This is a genomic window from Mesorhizobium sp. M0293, from assembly GCF_040321735.1.
Classification (GTDB): Bacteria; Pseudomonadota; Alphaproteobacteria; order Rhizobiales; family Rhizobiaceae; genus Mesorhizobium.
The window spans coordinates 1-13,062 of the sequence record NZ_JAMYSA010000048.1; the positions used below are offsets into that span (position 1 = coordinate 1).

The following is a 13,062-nucleotide window of genomic DNA, read 5'->3' on the forward strand; positions in this document are numbered from 1 at the left end:
ATACGAGATGGCGCACGACTACGTTTCTCCCGATCAGACCGACCCCGAGGAGCGCCTCGCCGAAATCGCCTATCACCTCACCAATCTCGCCAACGCGCTTTTGAAGGCCTGAGCCATGACCAAGATCGTTTTCAACAAACTCCTGCGCGGCTGGTACGTTGTGCGCGGCCCGCACCAGACCCCGATTTCCGGCAAATTCGCCACCAAGGCCGACGCGCAGGCTTGGCTCAAGCGCAAGGCGGCCTGAGCGATGACGCCGACCAAATTCCGCGACATCCGCAAGGCGCTTGGCCTCACGCAGGCGCAGCTTGCCGAAGTCCTCGGTTACGGTCACGCCGTGCGCGTCGCCGAGTTCGAGGGCATCGCCGGCAAGCACCCGGTACCGCCGCTGCTGGATCGCCTGATGCGCGCCTACGAGGCCGGCTATCGGCCGCGCAACTGGCCCAAGGTCTGAGCGCACGTCCATCAGTCTTTCACCCGGCGATCAGCCGGTGCCTCTGGCAAATCGAAATCGTGCGGATTGAGGCACGGCACCGTGGCCTCTGAGCGATCAAGCATCAGATCGACCGACGCCATGCGTCCCGCGAGCCGGTGAGCGGCAAGCCAAGCGCGCCACTGCTCCGGGTGATCGCGGCGATTGATCACCACCGGGTGCGCGCCCTGAGCCGCCATCTGCTCCCATCGCTTGCGATAGCGCTGCGCCGCGATCCGCTGGGCGTTGAAGTCCGGTGTCGTGCGTGGCCTCTGCGTCGTCGCCATCTCAGTCCTCCTCGCTCTTGCCGTGTCTGATTGCCGCCTCAAGCGCCCCGAACAGGCCGGTATCGCCTGAGGGCCGCGAGGCTTGTGGCTCGTCATCTTCGTCCAGGCGCTTGGCGACCAGCCTTGAGCGCAACAGCGCATCCGATGGCTTCGCCGGTGAGCCGCCCTTCAGGCTGGGCGAGCCGGCGACAGCCGAGCGCTCGGCGTGGCCGTTTAGCCCTCGCGGAGGAAGCGCTGGGACGTCGACCGTTGGCGCAGAGAAAGGCGAGCCACCCAGCCTTGGGATGGGCGGCGGCCCGCCTTTCTTTTCAAGGTTTTTATTAAAGCCTGCGGAAGGCTCTGCGGCAGGCGCTTGAACAGGCTCTGCGGCAGGCGGTTTTTTCGGCTCTGTGACAGAAGGGGTTTTCCCATGTTTTGCGGCCTTTCCGGCTCTAGCTCTGGCCAAAGACGCATGCGTTTCGCTTATGCGTTTGGCAACACGGTCCCAGACATCTGACAAATGCTGATGCCGATAGATGTGCCCGACAACCGGGTCGACTTCTTGAAGAAGTAGCTGCTCGAAAATCGGCTTGTATTTGTTCCGCCAGCGCCTCACGTCGACGTCCAGCATGTCGCTCACGATGCGCTCGTCGGCGGGAAGCCACGCCTTGTTTGCCCACATCTGGGTCAGGAACCACACCCAGAAAGCTCTGGTCTCACCGCCACGCATCAGGCGCTGCACCTTCTTGTCGGATAGGAGCTTGTCGACGTTGAGCGGCATGATCGGGACGCTGGTCATCGGCGCGACCCCAGCATCAGCCCGACAGCCGCGAGGTGTTCGGGATGAACAAACCGCAGGATTGGTCCCTCGACCGGGTGATCCTCGACGCGCAACAGGTCATGCTCTACGAAGCAGCGCCGGGCGTCGCGCCACTTGCGGACACTCACGCCAAGCATCGACGCGATCTGCCGGTCGTCATCGTGCAGCCAGTCTTTCATGCCGCGGCCTCCTCTTTGGCCGCGAGGTAAAGCGGAAGCTCCTCCATCGGGCGCAGATCAGCCGGGGGGACGAAATAGGCGTGGCGATTGCTCTTTTGCGGGTCGGACCAGTTCTTCAGGCGCTTGCCGGCGCGACCGACGATCCAGCCGGCGAGATGTACCAACGGCAGCGGCCCGACAACGGCCAAGACGTGCGCCTCGTTGTCGTCATCGCGATCATGCAAGATCAGGCAATGGCTGGCCTTGCTGACCGCGCGGACCTCGCAAACGCCGCAGTCGACGTCGCCGACGACGAGGCCGAAGTTCGGCCAGTAGACGCCCAGCCATTTGCAGCAGGCGACCTCGCCCAGCACGCCCCGCGTCTCCTTGTCCATGTCGACGCTCGCGTCCGTTGCCCCGTAGCGATGCTTGCGGCCGAGGTCGATGGCACTGGTGCGCCGAGCCACGGCAATCGCCTTGCCGACCTCAATCTCCTCCGGCGAAAGCTCGACCTCGATCATGCCGCCACGCTGAGCCGGATGGCTCCCCACTCGGTCAGCTGATGGATCGCCTCATCGAACGAACGGGCGACCGCCCATGGCACGTTGCGCGACAGGCACTCGTCGCGGAAATCTTCCTGCTCCTTGGTGAGCGGCGAGCCGCCGCGCTTCAATTCCAGCCAATGATGCTGGCCGGTGGGGCTGATCAGCAGGAAGTCCGACCCGCCCTTCTTGAGGCCCATGCGCTTCAACCGCGCTCCGGTCCTTTCGTCGCGGCGCTCGCCGGCCGGGAAATGGGACCAAAGCCAGCCGGCCACAGCGCCGATCCTGAGCGCGTCGGCGACCGCAACGTGCGTCTTGACCTCCAACGGCAAGACAAGCGCCGTGCGGCCTTTCCTGACGCCTGGGCGGGCTGGTTGATGCTTCATTGCACCGGGCCTTCCGTTGCAACCGTTGCAAGGTCGACCTCGGCCGCGTCGAAGCGCTCGCAGATGTAGCGCATGGTCGCGAGCGAGGCGCGGCGCAGGCCCTCGGCAAGCTCTGGATTGCGCCGCTCGACCTGATCAAGCGCCTCGTCTCGCGAGACGTTGGCCGGGTGCTTCAACTCCATCAGAGCCTCGAACAGCAGCAGCTGAAGGTCCCTCTCATCGAAGGTCGCCACCATCACTCGGTCGGTCGGGGGTTTCACCATGATTTCGTCCACGCGCATCTCATCCTCCTCTCCCGTTAAGGCCCCCGCCGATTTCCTGAAATTTTGGTGTTTTCAGTCGTCGTCGGGCGGGTAGCCCGCAAGATCATTCGGCGTGACCTCACCCTCGGTGACGATGGCGATGCGGCGCGCAATCTCGCGGCCGGGCCATGGCGCATTGTCAGCCAGCAGCATCGAGACGTAGGCGGCGGTGCAGCCGATCAGATCGGCGAAGCGCTGCTTTGTCATCGGCCGGGGCTTGCGTTGCAGCCATTCCCTGAGCCGGTTTGGCTCAGAGCGCGGTCGGGCGCGGCGTAGCGAAGCAACGTTCGTCGGCTTGTCGGGTGAGAGCGTCGTCTGGTCCATGGCCACTATTGAAACTACGCTTCAGAAGCCCGGTCAATGGGAAAAATCACGGCGAGGTGAAGGGGGGTTGTGGATAGCGGTCTTAAACGCCGCTGGACAAGATATGTGGGCGTAAGGCAAAATAAGAGCGTAACTGTTGATAAACGAAAGGAGAGTGTTGTGCGATGAAGGTGCCGATCAACAGACCGACACGCGTACGCATCACCAGAGAGGTGGTGCACTACGTCAAGGAGTGGCGAAAGCACTTCGGTCTGAGTGTCGACAAACTAGGCGAAATCGCTGGCATCAGCGGTTCGATGATTTCTCAGCTGGAAAGGGGGAAGACCACTTATACCCAGAACACCTTGGAGGCGCTCGCCAAGGCGATGAGCCTGCAACCGTGGCAGCTATTGGCCTGCGGACCCGATGAAAACCAAGAGCTTTGGCGCACCGTGATGAACCGTTCGGATCGTCGTGCCATGCTCGAAGGGGTCGATGAAGCCGAACTGCCGGTGCTGGAGGAAATGCTCAACAACAACTGCGAAGCGGCCGTCAAATCATGGTCCGCGCTCTCGGCCAAGAAGCCGCATAAGGAGCCTGCAAAGGCGGGCTGAGAGTTTCCAAATCAGAGGTCCGTCCCAAGGACCCGTTCGTACCTCGGCCGGCCCCTCATCGGGTCGGCTTTTTTGTAGCCCGGCTGTGCCCAGCGCCGGCCGCGATACCGTAGGCTCGGGTCGCTCGAATTAAGAGGCTATCCACAACCCCATTGAAATTTTTCCGCTGGCCGCCGGTTTACCATTGCCAGAGAATTTGAAGCGTGGTTGCATAAACACCATGCAACCGGCTCAAATCTTCAAGCGCGTTTATTGGCACGACGCCGGGCACCCGGAGGTGTCCTACGAGGTGCTGGTCGATGGCGAAAAGTACGTCTGCGACGCGGTCCAGCTGGAGCGGCTTTACGAGGGCGTGTTGCCTGCCAACCTCGACCTTGTGCGGGTGCCGGAGGAGGACGAATGACCGTCAGCCGCTTTCCGATCAGAGACCGCATGGCGTGGCTGGCTTGGCGAGCGCGCGACCTGACCGCGTCCGACATCGGCGCGGCAGTCGGCCTCGATCCCTATAAGAGCGCGCTCAAGCTTTACGCCGAGAAGACCGGGCTGCTGATGCCCGATGGCGACAACCCGTCGATGCGGCGAGGCCGGTGGCTTGAGGCCGCCGTGCTTGAGGCGATCCGCGACCAGCAGCCCGACTGGGAAGTGCGCCCGGCCAAGGTCTACCTGCGCGACGAGGCACTGCGGCTGGGCGCAACGCCCGACGCCGTCGCCGCGACCGATGAGCCTGGGCTCACCAACATCCAGTGCAAGGTGGTTGCCCGGCCGACCTACGAACGCGAATGGGCGCTCGGCCCGCCGATGCACTACCAGTTGCAGACGCTGACCGAGGGCATGTTGCTCGACGCGGCGCGCAGCTATCTCGCGGCACTGGTGATCGACACCTATACCGCCGAGCTTTACCTGCACCCGGTGCCGCGCCACGAAGCGGCCGAGGCCAAGGTGCGCACCCTTGCGGCCGAGTTCTGGGCCAACGTCGCCGCCGGCAAGCGCCCGGCTGCTGACTACAAGCAGGACGCCGAGACGCTCGCAGCGATGTTCCCGCAGTCGGTGGCCGAGCCGGTGCTGAATCTGGCCGGAGACAATCGGCTGGGTGAACTTCTGCCGCTGCGCGAAACGCTCAAGAGCGAACTGGCGGACATCGAGAAGGGCATTGAGGCCATCGACACCGAAATCAAGGACACGCTCGGCGAGGCCGAGCGCGCTGAACTGCCCGGCTGGAAGATCAGCTGGAAGACCCAGAAGCGCAAGGCCTACACGGTCGCCGAAACGACCACGCGACCGCTGCGCGTCACCCGGATCGAGGAGAAGGAAAAAGCAGCATGAGCGAGACAGCGACCCGAGAGGACAGGCGATCCCGGCTGGACGAGTTTGCTAACAGTTCGTCCACAGGCAATTCACAGGAAGGCGGCGCGATGGTGCCGGCGAGCGTCGGGGCGCAGCAGAGCAATCTGGTGTTTGGCGCGCAGGCGGTGGCCGTGCGGCGCGACGAGGCGTCGGTCCTGCGCAAGATCAAGGTGCTGGCGTCGGCCGCTGGCACCGACTGGTACTATCGGTTCCCGGTCAAGAACCGGAAGGAAAACCGCACCGACTGGATCGAGGGCCCGTCGATCAAGCTGGCCAACGATCTGGCGCGGCTCTACGGCAATTGCGAGGTCGACTGCCGGGCGCAGGACCTTGGGAATGTGATCCTATACCATGCGCGCTTCGTTGATCTTGAGACCGGCTATGCGCTGACGAGGCCGTTCCAGCAGCGCAAGGGCGCGGCCAAGCTGGGCGGCTCCGATGATCAGCGCCGCGAGGACATCACCTTCCAGATCGGCGCATCGAAGGCGATCCGCAACGTGGTGGTGAACGCTTTGCAGACATTCGCCGACTTTGCGTTCGAGGAGGCCAAGGAGGCGCTGGTCGGCAGGATCGGCGGCGACATCGAAAAATGGCGGCGCAACACCGCCGAGCGGATCGGCCTCAAGGTCGACTTGAAGCGCGTCGAGGCGGTGGTCGGGCGAGCGGCCGACCAATGGCTCGCTCCCGACATCGCCCGCATCATCGCCATGGGCAAGGCGGCCGAGGACGGCATGGCGACATGGGACGAGACATTCCCGCCGCTCACGCTGCAAGAGCAGGCCGCGCCGGCCGGGGATCAGGGCAAGCACCGCCTGGACGATTTCGCCGATGAAAAAACGATGGTAAATGGAAACACCGCCGAGCCCGCACGATCCGGTGGTGAGACCGCTGCCGCCAGCCCCGAGCCCCCCTCGCCCTCGCAGGCGGCAGCGGTCGATGATGATCCGCACGCCGGCATCATCGAACGCATGCTCCAACTGGCCGAGGAGGACCGGCCGGCCGAGGAGCGGCTTGAGCGGCTGGACGTCGCCGTTCACGATTTTCTCGATCAGAGCCCGAAGCTGGCGACATTCATCAAGCTTAGCGGCAAAACCGCCGCCAGCGTTGCCAAGGGTGAGATGCCGGTCGAGCAGGCGCGCGAGTATCTGGAGGCGGCGAAATGAACGACGCAACCGATCTGGCTCGAGAAGTCAGCAAGCGCGCCAAGTTCGAGCGGCTGGCCACGGCGCGCACGAAAAAGGTGATCAAGGCGATTCGGGTGCTGGCCAATATGGGCGGTCAGGGCCGCTATAATTACGAGTTCGCCGACGCCGATGTCGACAAGATCGCCGGTACGCTGGCCGACGAGGTCGCCAAATTGCGCACGACCATGATCGCGCCTGGGCGGCAGCTGGACATCGAGTTCGACCTTTGAGGCACACGCGGCCACACAAAGGCGACAGCCGCCGGCCGCACTCACCCACCAGCCGGTCGGCCCGCGCGCGTTGGCGGGCCTGCGTGGCCGCACAGAATTGATTTTGGAGGCCAGCAATGGACCAGCCGATAGAACACCCGCGCTTCGTCACCATCGACTATTTCGTCAAGACGATGCTCGGCTATAAGCACCGGGTCTCGTATTACGACCACATCAACGATCCCGGTTGGCCGCAGCGCGTCTATCCGGGTGGCAAGCCGATGCTGGTCTACGACGAGTGCGTCGCCTATCAGCGCCAGAAGATGGCCGAGCGCGATCCCCAGAGGCCCACGCCGACCAATGGGCGCAAGCGCCACGTCGGCAGGCCTGCCAAGCAAACCGAAGCGCGGGGGTGAGCCATGCCCGCCCGCAACCCGCGCACCGCAAACATTCTGCTGAGCCGGCAGCACGATGATGTCATGCAATCTTTGGAGCATATCCACCGGCTGCTCCACACCCTCCTCGAAAGGACGCACCACATGTCTGCCGTTACCGACCGCCTTGCCGCTTCCGTGGCGAACCTCACCTCGGCCCAGCAGTCGGCCGTCACCCTGCTCAGCCAGTTGTCGCAGCTGATCCGCGACAACGCCGAGGACCCGACCGCGTTGAACAAGATCGCGGATGACATCGATGCCGACACCGCATCGCTCGCCGCCGCTGTCGTCGCCAACACGCCGGCCGCGAATGAGCCGCCGCCGGCCGGTGGCTCGACCGGGGAGCCGGCGTAAGCTATCGTGAGTTCCCATTGACTTGGGGCGGTGCGCGTTGAGTTTTGCACCGCCCCTTTTTTGTGCCTGAGCCGCACGAGGCGGCGATTGCTTGGCCTTAGTGGGGCAGGAAGAACCACGGCAATGCCCAGCCAAGCGCCAAGCAAAGCCCGAAAATGGTCAGGAAGACGAGGTGGTCCCTCATGACGGGCCCGCGCTCAGCTGAGCGACGGCGTCCAGCAGATCGCCGGTAAGCGCGTCCCGGCACAAGGTGCCGTCCGCAGCAAACCACACGACCCTGTATTGACCGCTCTCCGTAGACCCGGCCATTTGATATTCAATGGTCAGCGCCGGGCCGCCACCCTTGAGCCTTACAATGTCGCCAGCGGCAAATTTGGGCATTTCCGTCTCCTCGGTTTTCATGGGCCGGCGCTCGACTGGGAGACCGCAAGAAAGCGGGCGAGGTCCGCCTCCTTGCCGGTGATCCGGTGGCCCCGGCCGCCGACCGGGATCAAGTAAACCGTCTGCCAGTTGTCGTCGGAATAGTAGACCCGGCCGTCGAGCATCTCGACATATTCGCGCTTCGGCTCCGGGGGCTTGCGGGCGTTCATTTTGTCGATTGTCTTGCGGTGCGGTGTCATGCCGCCACCTGCAGGGCAACGACGCTGGTCTTGCCCTCGCAATAGTTCGCCCAAGCTTGCATGATCGCGCGGCGCTTCTCGACTGCCGTGGCGCGGCGATAGGCACCTTCAACCGCGTCGAGGCCATGCGCCAGACAGAACTCCCGGTCTTCCTTGGCGAAGGTGGTCTCGTCGCCAACCCAGTCGGAAAAGGTGGACCGGAAGCCGTGGACCGTGGCGCGGCCCTTGAGGCCGAGGCCGCCCTTCTTGACCGGGTCGGTGAGCTTGTCGCTGAAAGCGGTTGCGCCGACCGCCGAGCCTTCGATCTTGCCGGTGAAAACGAAGTCGTTTCCAACGAGGCGCGGCACCGAGCGGAGCAGGTTGATTGCGGTGGTCGAGAGGGGGACGATGTGTTCAACGCCGGCCTTCATCCGCTCAGCCGGGATCGCCCAGAGGCCCTTGTCCAGATCAATCTCGCTCCAGCGGGCGAGGCGCGTCTCGTCGGTGCGGGTCGCGGTCAGGATGGTGAAAGCAAGGCCCTTGGAGGCGGTGCCCTTGAGCGGCAGCAGCTTGGCCATGAAGCCGGGCACCTCGGCGTAAGGCAGGGCGGCGTGGCTGTCGGCCTTGGCCTTGGAGGCCTTCTTGCCAAGATGCTCGGCGAGATAGCCGGCGTAGGCCGCCGGGTTCGGGCCGGCATGCGCGCCCTTGGCGATGGCGAGGTCGAGGACCTTCTCGATGCGATAGCGCACCCGCTCGGCGGTCGTGCCCTTTGCAATCCAGATCGGCTTGAGGACCGCCAGCACGTCGTCGCGGTTGATCCGGCCGGCCTGCATCGGCATCAGCTTGCCGGCGTGGTTCTTGAGCGACCGCCGCCACTCGTCTTCCTGCTCGATGCTTTCGCCCTTGGCCTTCCAGTCCTTGCTCAAGGTCGCGAGCTTCTCGTCCAACAGGGCTTCAAAGGTGACCGAGGCCAGCCGGGCCTGCACCTTGGCGGCGATGGGGTCGATGCCGGCGGCGATCTGGACGCGCGCCGCGTCGGCGGCCAGCCGGGCTTGCTTGAGCGACAGCGAGGTGGTCGAGCCGGCACCCGTGTAAGAGCCGAGGCCAAGCTCGCGCTGCCGGCCGTTGGCCTGCCAAAGGAAAACCCAAGACTTTGCGCCGGTCGGCGAGACGTTCAGGTAAAGGTTGCGGGCGTCGGCGTAGCGACCGGGGGCCGGCTGGCTGGCCTTGAGGGCCGAGGCGAGCCGGGCTGCGCGGTCGGCGGGCGAGAGCTTTGCGTGAGCGGTTTTCATTTCGGTCGCGTCCTTGTAAGAGCGTGTAAGAGATTTTCCAAGCCCTAGACGCTTCCCTAGACCGAAACGCCTACTGCTGCTTACAAGAATTAAACCCGGCTTATGGAGAAGTCAACCTTTGTGGCCCTTTCAGCGCTATTCTTTAACCCAGCTTACGGTCACTTACCCCCCCCTATCGGAGGAGATGTCCGGCAGGACAGAGGGGGGTGCTGTCCCGCCGACCTTGGCGGCACTCCCTAAAGCGCCTTGGCAATCCTCGCCGCCAGCCTTGCATTGTTCTCCACCAGCGCGATGTTGGTCTTGAGGCTCCGGCCGCCGGTCAGTTCGAGGATTTTCGACAGCAGGAACGGCGTCACCGCCTTGCCGGTCACGTTGAGCGCTTCCGCTGCCTTCTGCGCGGCTTCGATGTAACCTGCCATCTCTTCGGCCGGTATTTCGTGGTTCTCGGGCACCGGATTGGCGATCAGCATGCCGCCGGTGAGCCCCAGCGAAGCCCGAGTCTGGTAGAAATGCGCGATCTCTTCCGGTTTGTGCAGGGTTAGCGGCGCGCGGAACGGCGAATGCCGCGACCAGAAGGCCGGCATCGTCTCGCAGCCATGGCCGATCACCGGCACGCCGCGCGTTTCCAGCACTTCCAGCGTCTTTTCGATGTCGAGGATGGCCTTGGCGCCGGCCGACACGACGATGACCGGCGTGCGCGCCAGTTCGTCGAGGTCGGCGGAAATGTCAAAGCTCTTTTCGGCACCCTTGTGCACGCCGCCGATGCCGCCGGTGGCAAACACCTTTATGCCGACCATATGCGCCGCGATCATGGTGGCGGCGACCGTGGTGCCGCCGGTGCGCCCTTGCGCGACCGCGAAGCCGAGGTCGGCGCGCGACAGCTTCATGGCGTCGCCGGTCATCGCCAGCGATTCGCGCTCGCCGTCCGAAAGCCCGATCTTGATGCGGCCGCCGACCACGGCGATCGTCGCCGGCACGGCGCCGCCGTCGGTAATGATCTTTTCGACATCGGCCGCCATGGCGCCATTGTCGGGGTAGGGCATGCCATGGGTGATGATGGTGCTTTCCAGCGCCACCACCGGCCGGCCGGCGGCCAGGGCCTGCGCCACCGGCGCGTGGATGTCGATGAAGGGGCGGGCTGTCTCTGGGGTCATCTGGATCTCCAATCCGGAGTGAAGCGCATCTGGTTGGGCGCGCGAAAAAACTCCGGCACTATGAATTTGCCGGTCTCATGCCACTTCCTGCGCATCCGGCACAAGAGCCAACGCTTCCGCGAAGGTCGCCGCGGTGAAATCCGGAACGGCGTCGGCGCTTTCGATGGCCAGCGTCGCCGCGGCAATGCCCTCGCGCAGGGCCACCCGCAGCGGCAGGCCGCGCAGCAAGGCAGCAACCGTTGCGCCCGCCAGCGCATCGCCGGCGCCGGTGACGTCAGCGACCTTTCTTGGCGGCGGCGGCAGGATCGAGAAGACGCCGGCGTCATCGAAGCCCAGCATGGCACCGCCGCCCGCCGTCACCACGCCGCTCTTGAGCCCCGCGCGTTTCAGCCCGGCGACGATGTCTTGCGGGGAAGCCGCCGCGTCCAGGTCTGCCAGCGCGATCGCTTCGCGCCGGTTCATGAAGACGACGGCCAGATTGCCGAGCACCGGCTTCAAACGCACGATCTTGGCCGGCGAAATGGCAATGGCGAAGACGGGTTTGCCGGCAGCAAGCGAAACCAGCCGCTCCAGTGCCGCCGTCGGCAGGTTGGCATCGCAGAAGATGGCATCGGCGGCCGCGATTACCTCGCGCACCCTGGAGCGTCTGATCTGCTTGGGAAACGCCAGGTCATAGAGCGCCATGTCGGCAAAGCCGACGATCAATTCGCCCTCGCTGTCGATCAGCGCCGTATAGCTCGGCGTGGTGCGATCGAGGAACACCGCGGACAGGTCGGCAATGCCTGCCGCGGCGATGGCTCGTGAAACGGTATCGGCAGCGGCATCGCCGCCGCGCACCGAGAGCAGCGACGCGGAGACGCCACGCAGCACGGCACTGCGCAGAGCGTTGAAGACGCCGCCGCCGACATCCTCGCGCATCGTGCCCGGATTGGATGCGGCGGGCACGTAGGGGCCCGACACCTGGCCACGCCGGTCGATATGGGCGCCACCTACGGCCAGTATTTTCGCGGATTTCAGCATGCCGGCGATATGACCTTTGTTATTCCAGCCGCACAAGCGCTAGACTGCGTGACGGAACTTCGCATGCAAGGCAGCGATTCGGCAGATCGAAACACTCGAGCCGGCTGGCCCGATGCGGGATGCGGTCCTGCACGAGTTCCTGGTACGAAAAAAGAACAAATCCGGATATTGGTTGTTTTTCAGATATTTGACCCCTCTTGCCAAACGAGAACAAAAAAGGTACAAATAGGCAGGGATTACGGATTGTCCGGCCTTCATTGACGACCAAGGGGTGATGTATCATGGCTCAGAATTCTTTGCGGCTGGTAGAGGACAAAGCGGTGGACAAATCAAAGGCTCTGGATGCGGCGCTGTCGCAAATCGAGCGGGCTTTCGGCAAGGGCTCGATCATGCGGCTCGGCGCGAACGAGCAGGTCGTCGAGATCGAAACGGTGCCGACCGGCTCGCTTGGCCTCGACATCGCGCTTGGCGTCGGTGGCCTGCCGCGCGGCCGCATCGTCGAGATCTATGGGCCGGAAAGCTCGGGCAAGACCACGCTGGCCCTGCACACAGTGGCCGAAGCCCAGAAGAAGGGCGGCATCTGCGCCTTCGTCGATGCCGAGCATGCGCTCGATCCCGTCTATGCCCGCAAGCTTGGCGTCGATCTGGAGAACCTCCTGATCTCGCAGCCCGACACCGGTGAGCAGGCGCTGGAAATCTGCGACACGCTGGTGCGCTCCGGCGCCATCGACGTGCTGGTGGTCGATTCGGTCGCTGCGCTGACGCCACGCGCCGAAATCGAAGGCGAGATGGGCGATTCGCTGCCCGGCCTGCAGGCCCGCCTGATGAGCCAGGCGCTGCGCAAGCTGACCGCCTCGATCTCGCGTTCCAACACCATGGTCATCTTCATCAACCAGATCCGCATGAAGATCGGCGTCATGTTCGGTTCGCCCGAAACCACGACCGGTGGCAACGCGCTGAAATTCTACGCCTCGGTGCGCCTCGACATCCGCCGCATCGGCTCGGTCAAGGACCGCGATGAGGTCGTCGGCAATCAGACCCGCGTCAAGGTGGTCAAGAACAAGCTGGCGCCGCCCTTCAAGGTGGTCGAGTTCGACATCATGTATGGTGAGGGCGTGTCCAAGACCGGCGAACTGGTCGATCTCGGCGTCAAGGCCGGCGTGGTCGAGAAGTCGGGCGCCTGGTTCTCCTACAATTCGCAACGTCTCGGCCAGGGCCGCGAGAATGCAAAGCTGTTCCTGCGCGACAATCCCGACACCGCGCGCGAGATCGAATTGGCGCTCAGGCAGAATGCCGGGCTGATTGCCGAGAAGTTCCTTGAGAATGGCGGCTCCGAAGGTGGCGACGACGGTTTCGAGGAAGAATCCGGCGCGATGTAACAGCTTCGTCCGCGATGTTGGCCGGAGTTCGGCCATAATCGCGTTCTATTATCTCGGGCTTATGTAATCGAGTTCCGCGTTTATTGCGTTTTGAAACCGCCGGCCCAGCGCCGGCGGTTTTGCGTTTCGGCTGCGAAGCCAGGCGGGTTCGAACTGCCCGCAAAGGCTGCGCATTGGACCAATTCCGTGTTTCTGGACAGGGTGAAGCGCGGCGGCTAAAAGGCCAAGTC

The 13,062-nt window shown here is 64.1% G+C and carries 22 protein-coding genes; 10 read left to right on the forward strand and 12 right to left on the reverse strand.

The features are described 5' to 3' along the window. Positions 1–115 precede the first annotated feature (115 nt). On the forward strand, positions 116–247 hold the full coding sequence (locus NKJ06_RS18925) for a hypothetical protein (RefSeq protein ID WP_352810368.1): 132 nt from the start codon (positions 116–118) through the stop codon (positions 245–247). Positions 248–250: 3 nt separating this feature from the next. Then, complete coding sequence (locus NKJ06_RS18930; protein WP_352810370.1) at positions 251–454, forward strand: helix-turn-helix domain-containing protein; 204 nt, start codon at positions 251–253, stop codon at positions 452–454. An 11-nt stretch (positions 455–465) separates the two neighbouring features. On the opposite strand, the gene NKJ06_RS18935 is transcribed toward NKJ06_RS18930, so the two are convergent. From NKJ06_RS18935 to NKJ06_RS18965, 7 genes are read right to left on the reverse strand one after another with little or no spacing between them, the layout of a single operon-like run. Next, entirely contained in the window at positions 466–759 is a 294-nt protein-coding gene (locus tag NKJ06_RS18935; RefSeq protein ID WP_352810371.1) for a hypothetical protein, read from the reverse strand. 1 nt (position 760) lies between these two features. Beyond that, positions 761–1,537, reverse strand: a complete 777-nt coding sequence (locus tag NKJ06_RS18940; protein ID WP_352810372.1) for a hypothetical protein — start codon at positions 1,535–1,537, stop codon at positions 761–763. After that, positions 1,534–1,737 (reverse strand): hypothetical protein, encoded by a 204-nt coding sequence (locus tag NKJ06_RS18945; protein ID WP_352810373.1) that lies wholly within the window; start codon positions 1,735–1,737, stop codon positions 1,534–1,536. Before NKJ06_RS18945 ends, NKJ06_RS18940 begins: the two co-directional genes overlap by 4 nt. Then, the gene (locus NKJ06_RS18950; protein WP_352810374.1) at positions 1,734–2,237 is read right to left on the reverse strand and encodes a hypothetical protein; all 504 of its coding nucleotides are present in this window, start codon (positions 2,235–2,237) and stop codon (positions 1,734–1,736) included. The genes NKJ06_RS18945 and NKJ06_RS18950 overlap by 4 nt, the downstream gene beginning before the upstream one ends. Next, positions 2,234–2,644 (reverse strand): VRR-NUC domain-containing protein, encoded by a 411-nt coding sequence (locus tag NKJ06_RS18955; protein WP_352810375.1) that lies wholly within the window; start codon positions 2,642–2,644, stop codon positions 2,234–2,236. Before NKJ06_RS18955 ends, NKJ06_RS18950 begins: the two co-directional genes overlap by 4 nt. Further along, entirely contained in the window at positions 2,641–2,925 is a 285-nt protein-coding gene (locus tag NKJ06_RS18960) for a hypothetical protein (protein ID WP_352810376.1), read from the reverse strand. Before NKJ06_RS18960 ends, NKJ06_RS18955 begins: the two co-directional genes overlap by 4 nt. A gap of 54 nt (positions 2,926–2,979) precedes the next feature. Then, on the reverse strand, positions 2,980–3,270 hold the full coding sequence (locus tag NKJ06_RS18965; RefSeq protein WP_352810377.1) for a helix-turn-helix domain-containing protein: 291 nt from the start codon (positions 3,268–3,270) through the stop codon (positions 2,980–2,982). Between the two features lie 164 nt (positions 3,271–3,434). Here NKJ06_RS18965 and NKJ06_RS18970 point away from each other — a divergent pair, with 164 nt between their 5' ends. The 7 genes from NKJ06_RS18970 to NKJ06_RS19000 all read left to right on the forward strand — a co-directional run bounded on the left by NKJ06_RS18970 (position 3,435) and on the right by NKJ06_RS19000 (position 7,388). Further along, entirely contained in the window at positions 3,435–3,863 is a 429-nt protein-coding gene (locus tag NKJ06_RS18970; protein ID WP_352810379.1) for a helix-turn-helix domain-containing protein, read from the forward strand. A gap of 220 nt (positions 3,864–4,083) precedes the next feature. Next, positions 4,084–4,266, forward strand: coding sequence for a hypothetical protein (locus NKJ06_RS18975; RefSeq protein WP_352810380.1), 183 nt, complete (start codon positions 4,084–4,086; stop codon positions 4,264–4,266). After that, positions 4,263–5,186, forward strand: coding sequence for a YqaJ viral recombinase family nuclease (locus tag NKJ06_RS18980; protein WP_352810381.1), 924 nt, complete (start codon positions 4,263–4,265; stop codon positions 5,184–5,186). The genes NKJ06_RS18975 and NKJ06_RS18980 overlap by 4 nt, the downstream gene beginning before the upstream one ends. Further along, on the forward strand, positions 5,183–6,370 hold the full coding sequence (locus tag NKJ06_RS18985) for a hypothetical protein (RefSeq protein WP_352810383.1): 1,188 nt from the start codon (positions 5,183–5,185) through the stop codon (positions 6,368–6,370). Before NKJ06_RS18980 ends, NKJ06_RS18985 begins: the two co-directional genes overlap by 4 nt. Further along, a complete protein-coding gene (locus NKJ06_RS18990) occupies positions 6,367–6,621 on the forward strand; it encodes a hypothetical protein (protein ID WP_352810384.1) in 255 nt (84 codons plus the stop codon). Before NKJ06_RS18985 ends, NKJ06_RS18990 begins: the two co-directional genes overlap by 4 nt. Positions 6,622–6,737: 116 nt before the next feature. Beyond that, positions 6,738–7,016: a hypothetical protein gene (locus tag NKJ06_RS18995; RefSeq protein WP_352810385.1), complete on the forward strand. Its 279-nt coding sequence runs from the start codon at positions 6,738–6,740 to the stop codon at positions 7,014–7,016. Positions 7,017–7,019: 3 nt separating this feature from the next. Next, positions 7,020–7,388, forward strand: a complete 369-nt coding sequence (locus tag NKJ06_RS19000) for a hypothetical protein (protein WP_352810386.1) — start codon at positions 7,020–7,022, stop codon at positions 7,386–7,388. A 180-nt stretch (positions 7,389–7,568) separates the two neighbouring features. Here NKJ06_RS19000 and NKJ06_RS19005 read toward each other — a convergent pair whose 3' ends face one another. The 5 genes from NKJ06_RS19005 to NKJ06_RS19025 all read right to left on the reverse strand — a co-directional run bounded on the left by NKJ06_RS19005 (position 7,569) and on the right by NKJ06_RS19025 (position 11,453). After that, positions 7,569–7,790, reverse strand: a complete 222-nt coding sequence (locus tag NKJ06_RS19005; RefSeq protein ID WP_352810388.1) for a DUF2158 domain-containing protein — start codon at positions 7,788–7,790, stop codon at positions 7,569–7,571. Further along, the gene (locus NKJ06_RS19010) at positions 7,787–8,008 is read right to left on the reverse strand and encodes a hypothetical protein (RefSeq protein WP_352810389.1); all 222 of its coding nucleotides are present in this window, start codon (positions 8,006–8,008) and stop codon (positions 7,787–7,789) included. The genes NKJ06_RS19005 and NKJ06_RS19010 overlap by 4 nt, the downstream gene beginning before the upstream one ends. Next, positions 8,005–9,279 (reverse strand): tyrosine-type recombinase/integrase, encoded by a 1,275-nt coding sequence (locus tag NKJ06_RS19015; protein WP_352810390.1) that lies wholly within the window; start codon positions 9,277–9,279, stop codon positions 8,005–8,007. Before NKJ06_RS19015 ends, NKJ06_RS19010 begins: the two co-directional genes overlap by 4 nt. A gap of 236 nt (positions 9,280–9,515) precedes the next feature. After that, positions 9,516–10,433 (reverse strand): pseudouridine-5'-phosphate glycosidase, encoded by a 918-nt coding sequence (locus NKJ06_RS19020; RefSeq protein ID WP_352629185.1) that lies wholly within the window; start codon positions 10,431–10,433, stop codon positions 9,516–9,518. Positions 10,434–10,508: 75 nt separating this feature from the next. Continuing rightward, complete coding sequence (locus tag NKJ06_RS19025; RefSeq protein WP_352810391.1) at positions 10,509–11,453, reverse strand: carbohydrate kinase family protein; 945 nt, start codon at positions 11,451–11,453, stop codon at positions 10,509–10,511. Positions 11,454–11,734: 281 nt separating this feature from the next. Between NKJ06_RS19025 and recA the strand changes: the two genes are divergently transcribed. Then, positions 11,735–12,832, forward strand: coding sequence for a recombinase RecA (gene recA / locus NKJ06_RS19030; protein ID WP_057145834.1), 1,098 nt, complete (start codon positions 11,735–11,737; stop codon positions 12,830–12,832). Positions 12,833–13,062 lie beyond the last annotated feature (230 nt).

Bases quoted from the DNA above. Each gene is read 5' to 3' on its own strand.
- NKJ06_RS18975 (WP_352810380.1), top strand. From the start codon at position 4,084: ATGCAACCGGCTCAAATCTTCAAGCGCGTTTATTGGCACGACGCCGGG.
- NKJ06_RS18960 (WP_352810376.1), bottom strand. From the start codon at position 2,925: ATGCGCGTGGACGAAATCATGGTGAAACCCCCGACCGACCGAGTGATG.
- recA (WP_057145834.1), top strand. From the start codon at position 11,735: ATGGCTCAGAATTCTTTGCGGCTGGTAGAGGACAAAGCGGTGGACAAA.
- NKJ06_RS18985 (WP_352810383.1), top strand. From the start codon at position 5,183: ATGAGCGAGACAGCGACCCGAGAGGACAGGCGATCCCGGCTGGACGAG.
- NKJ06_RS18940 (WP_352810372.1), bottom strand. From the start codon at position 1,537: ATGACCAGCGTCCCGATCATGCCGCTCAACGTCGACAAGCTCCTATCC.
- NKJ06_RS18925 (WP_352810368.1), top strand. From the start codon at position 116: ATGACCAAGATCGTTTTCAACAAACTCCTGCGCGGCTGGTACGTTGTG.
- NKJ06_RS18965 (WP_352810377.1), bottom strand. From the start codon at position 3,270: ATGGACCAGACGACGCTCTCACCCGACAAGCCGACGAACGTTGCTTCG.
- NKJ06_RS19005 (WP_352810388.1), bottom strand. From the start codon at position 7,790: ATGAAAACCGAGGAGACGGAAATGCCCAAATTTGCCGCTGGCGACATT.
- NKJ06_RS18990 (WP_352810384.1), top strand. From the start codon at position 6,367: ATGAACGACGCAACCGATCTGGCTCGAGAAGTCAGCAAGCGCGCCAAG.
- NKJ06_RS19010 (WP_352810389.1), bottom strand. From the start codon at position 8,008: ATGACACCGCACCGCAAGACAATCGACAAAATGAACGCCCGCAAGCCC.
- NKJ06_RS18930 (WP_352810370.1), top strand. From the start codon at position 251: ATGACGCCGACCAAATTCCGCGACATCCGCAAGGCGCTTGGCCTCACG.
- NKJ06_RS18945 (WP_352810373.1), bottom strand. From the start codon at position 1,737: ATGAAAGACTGGCTGCACGATGACGACCGGCAGATCGCGTCGATGCTT.
- NKJ06_RS18955 (WP_352810375.1), bottom strand. From the start codon at position 2,644: ATGAAGCATCAACCAGCCCGCCCAGGCGTCAGGAAAGGCCGCACGGCG.
- NKJ06_RS19015 (WP_352810390.1), bottom strand. From the start codon at position 9,279: ATGAAAACCGCTCACGCAAAGCTCTCGCCCGCCGACCGCGCAGCCCGG.
- NKJ06_RS18935 (WP_352810371.1), bottom strand. From the start codon at position 759: ATGGCGACGACGCAGAGGCCACGCACGACACCGGACTTCAACGCCCAG.
- NKJ06_RS18950 (WP_352810374.1), bottom strand. From the start codon at position 2,237: ATGATCGAGGTCGAGCTTTCGCCGGAGGAGATTGAGGTCGGCAAGGCG.
- NKJ06_RS19020 (WP_352629185.1), bottom strand. From the start codon at position 10,433: ATGACCCCAGAGACAGCCCGCCCCTTCATCGACATCCACGCGCCGGTG.
- NKJ06_RS18980 (WP_352810381.1), top strand. From the start codon at position 4,263: ATGACCGTCAGCCGCTTTCCGATCAGAGACCGCATGGCGTGGCTGGCT.
- NKJ06_RS18970 (WP_352810379.1), top strand. From the start codon at position 3,435: ATGAAGGTGCCGATCAACAGACCGACACGCGTACGCATCACCAGAGAG.
- NKJ06_RS18995 (WP_352810385.1), top strand. From the start codon at position 6,738: ATGGACCAGCCGATAGAACACCCGCGCTTCGTCACCATCGACTATTTC.
- NKJ06_RS19025 (WP_352810391.1), bottom strand. From the start codon at position 11,453: ATGCTGAAATCCGCGAAAATACTGGCCGTAGGTGGCGCCCATATCGAC.
- NKJ06_RS19000 (WP_352810386.1), top strand. From the start codon at position 7,020: ATGCCCGCCCGCAACCCGCGCACCGCAAACATTCTGCTGAGCCGGCAG.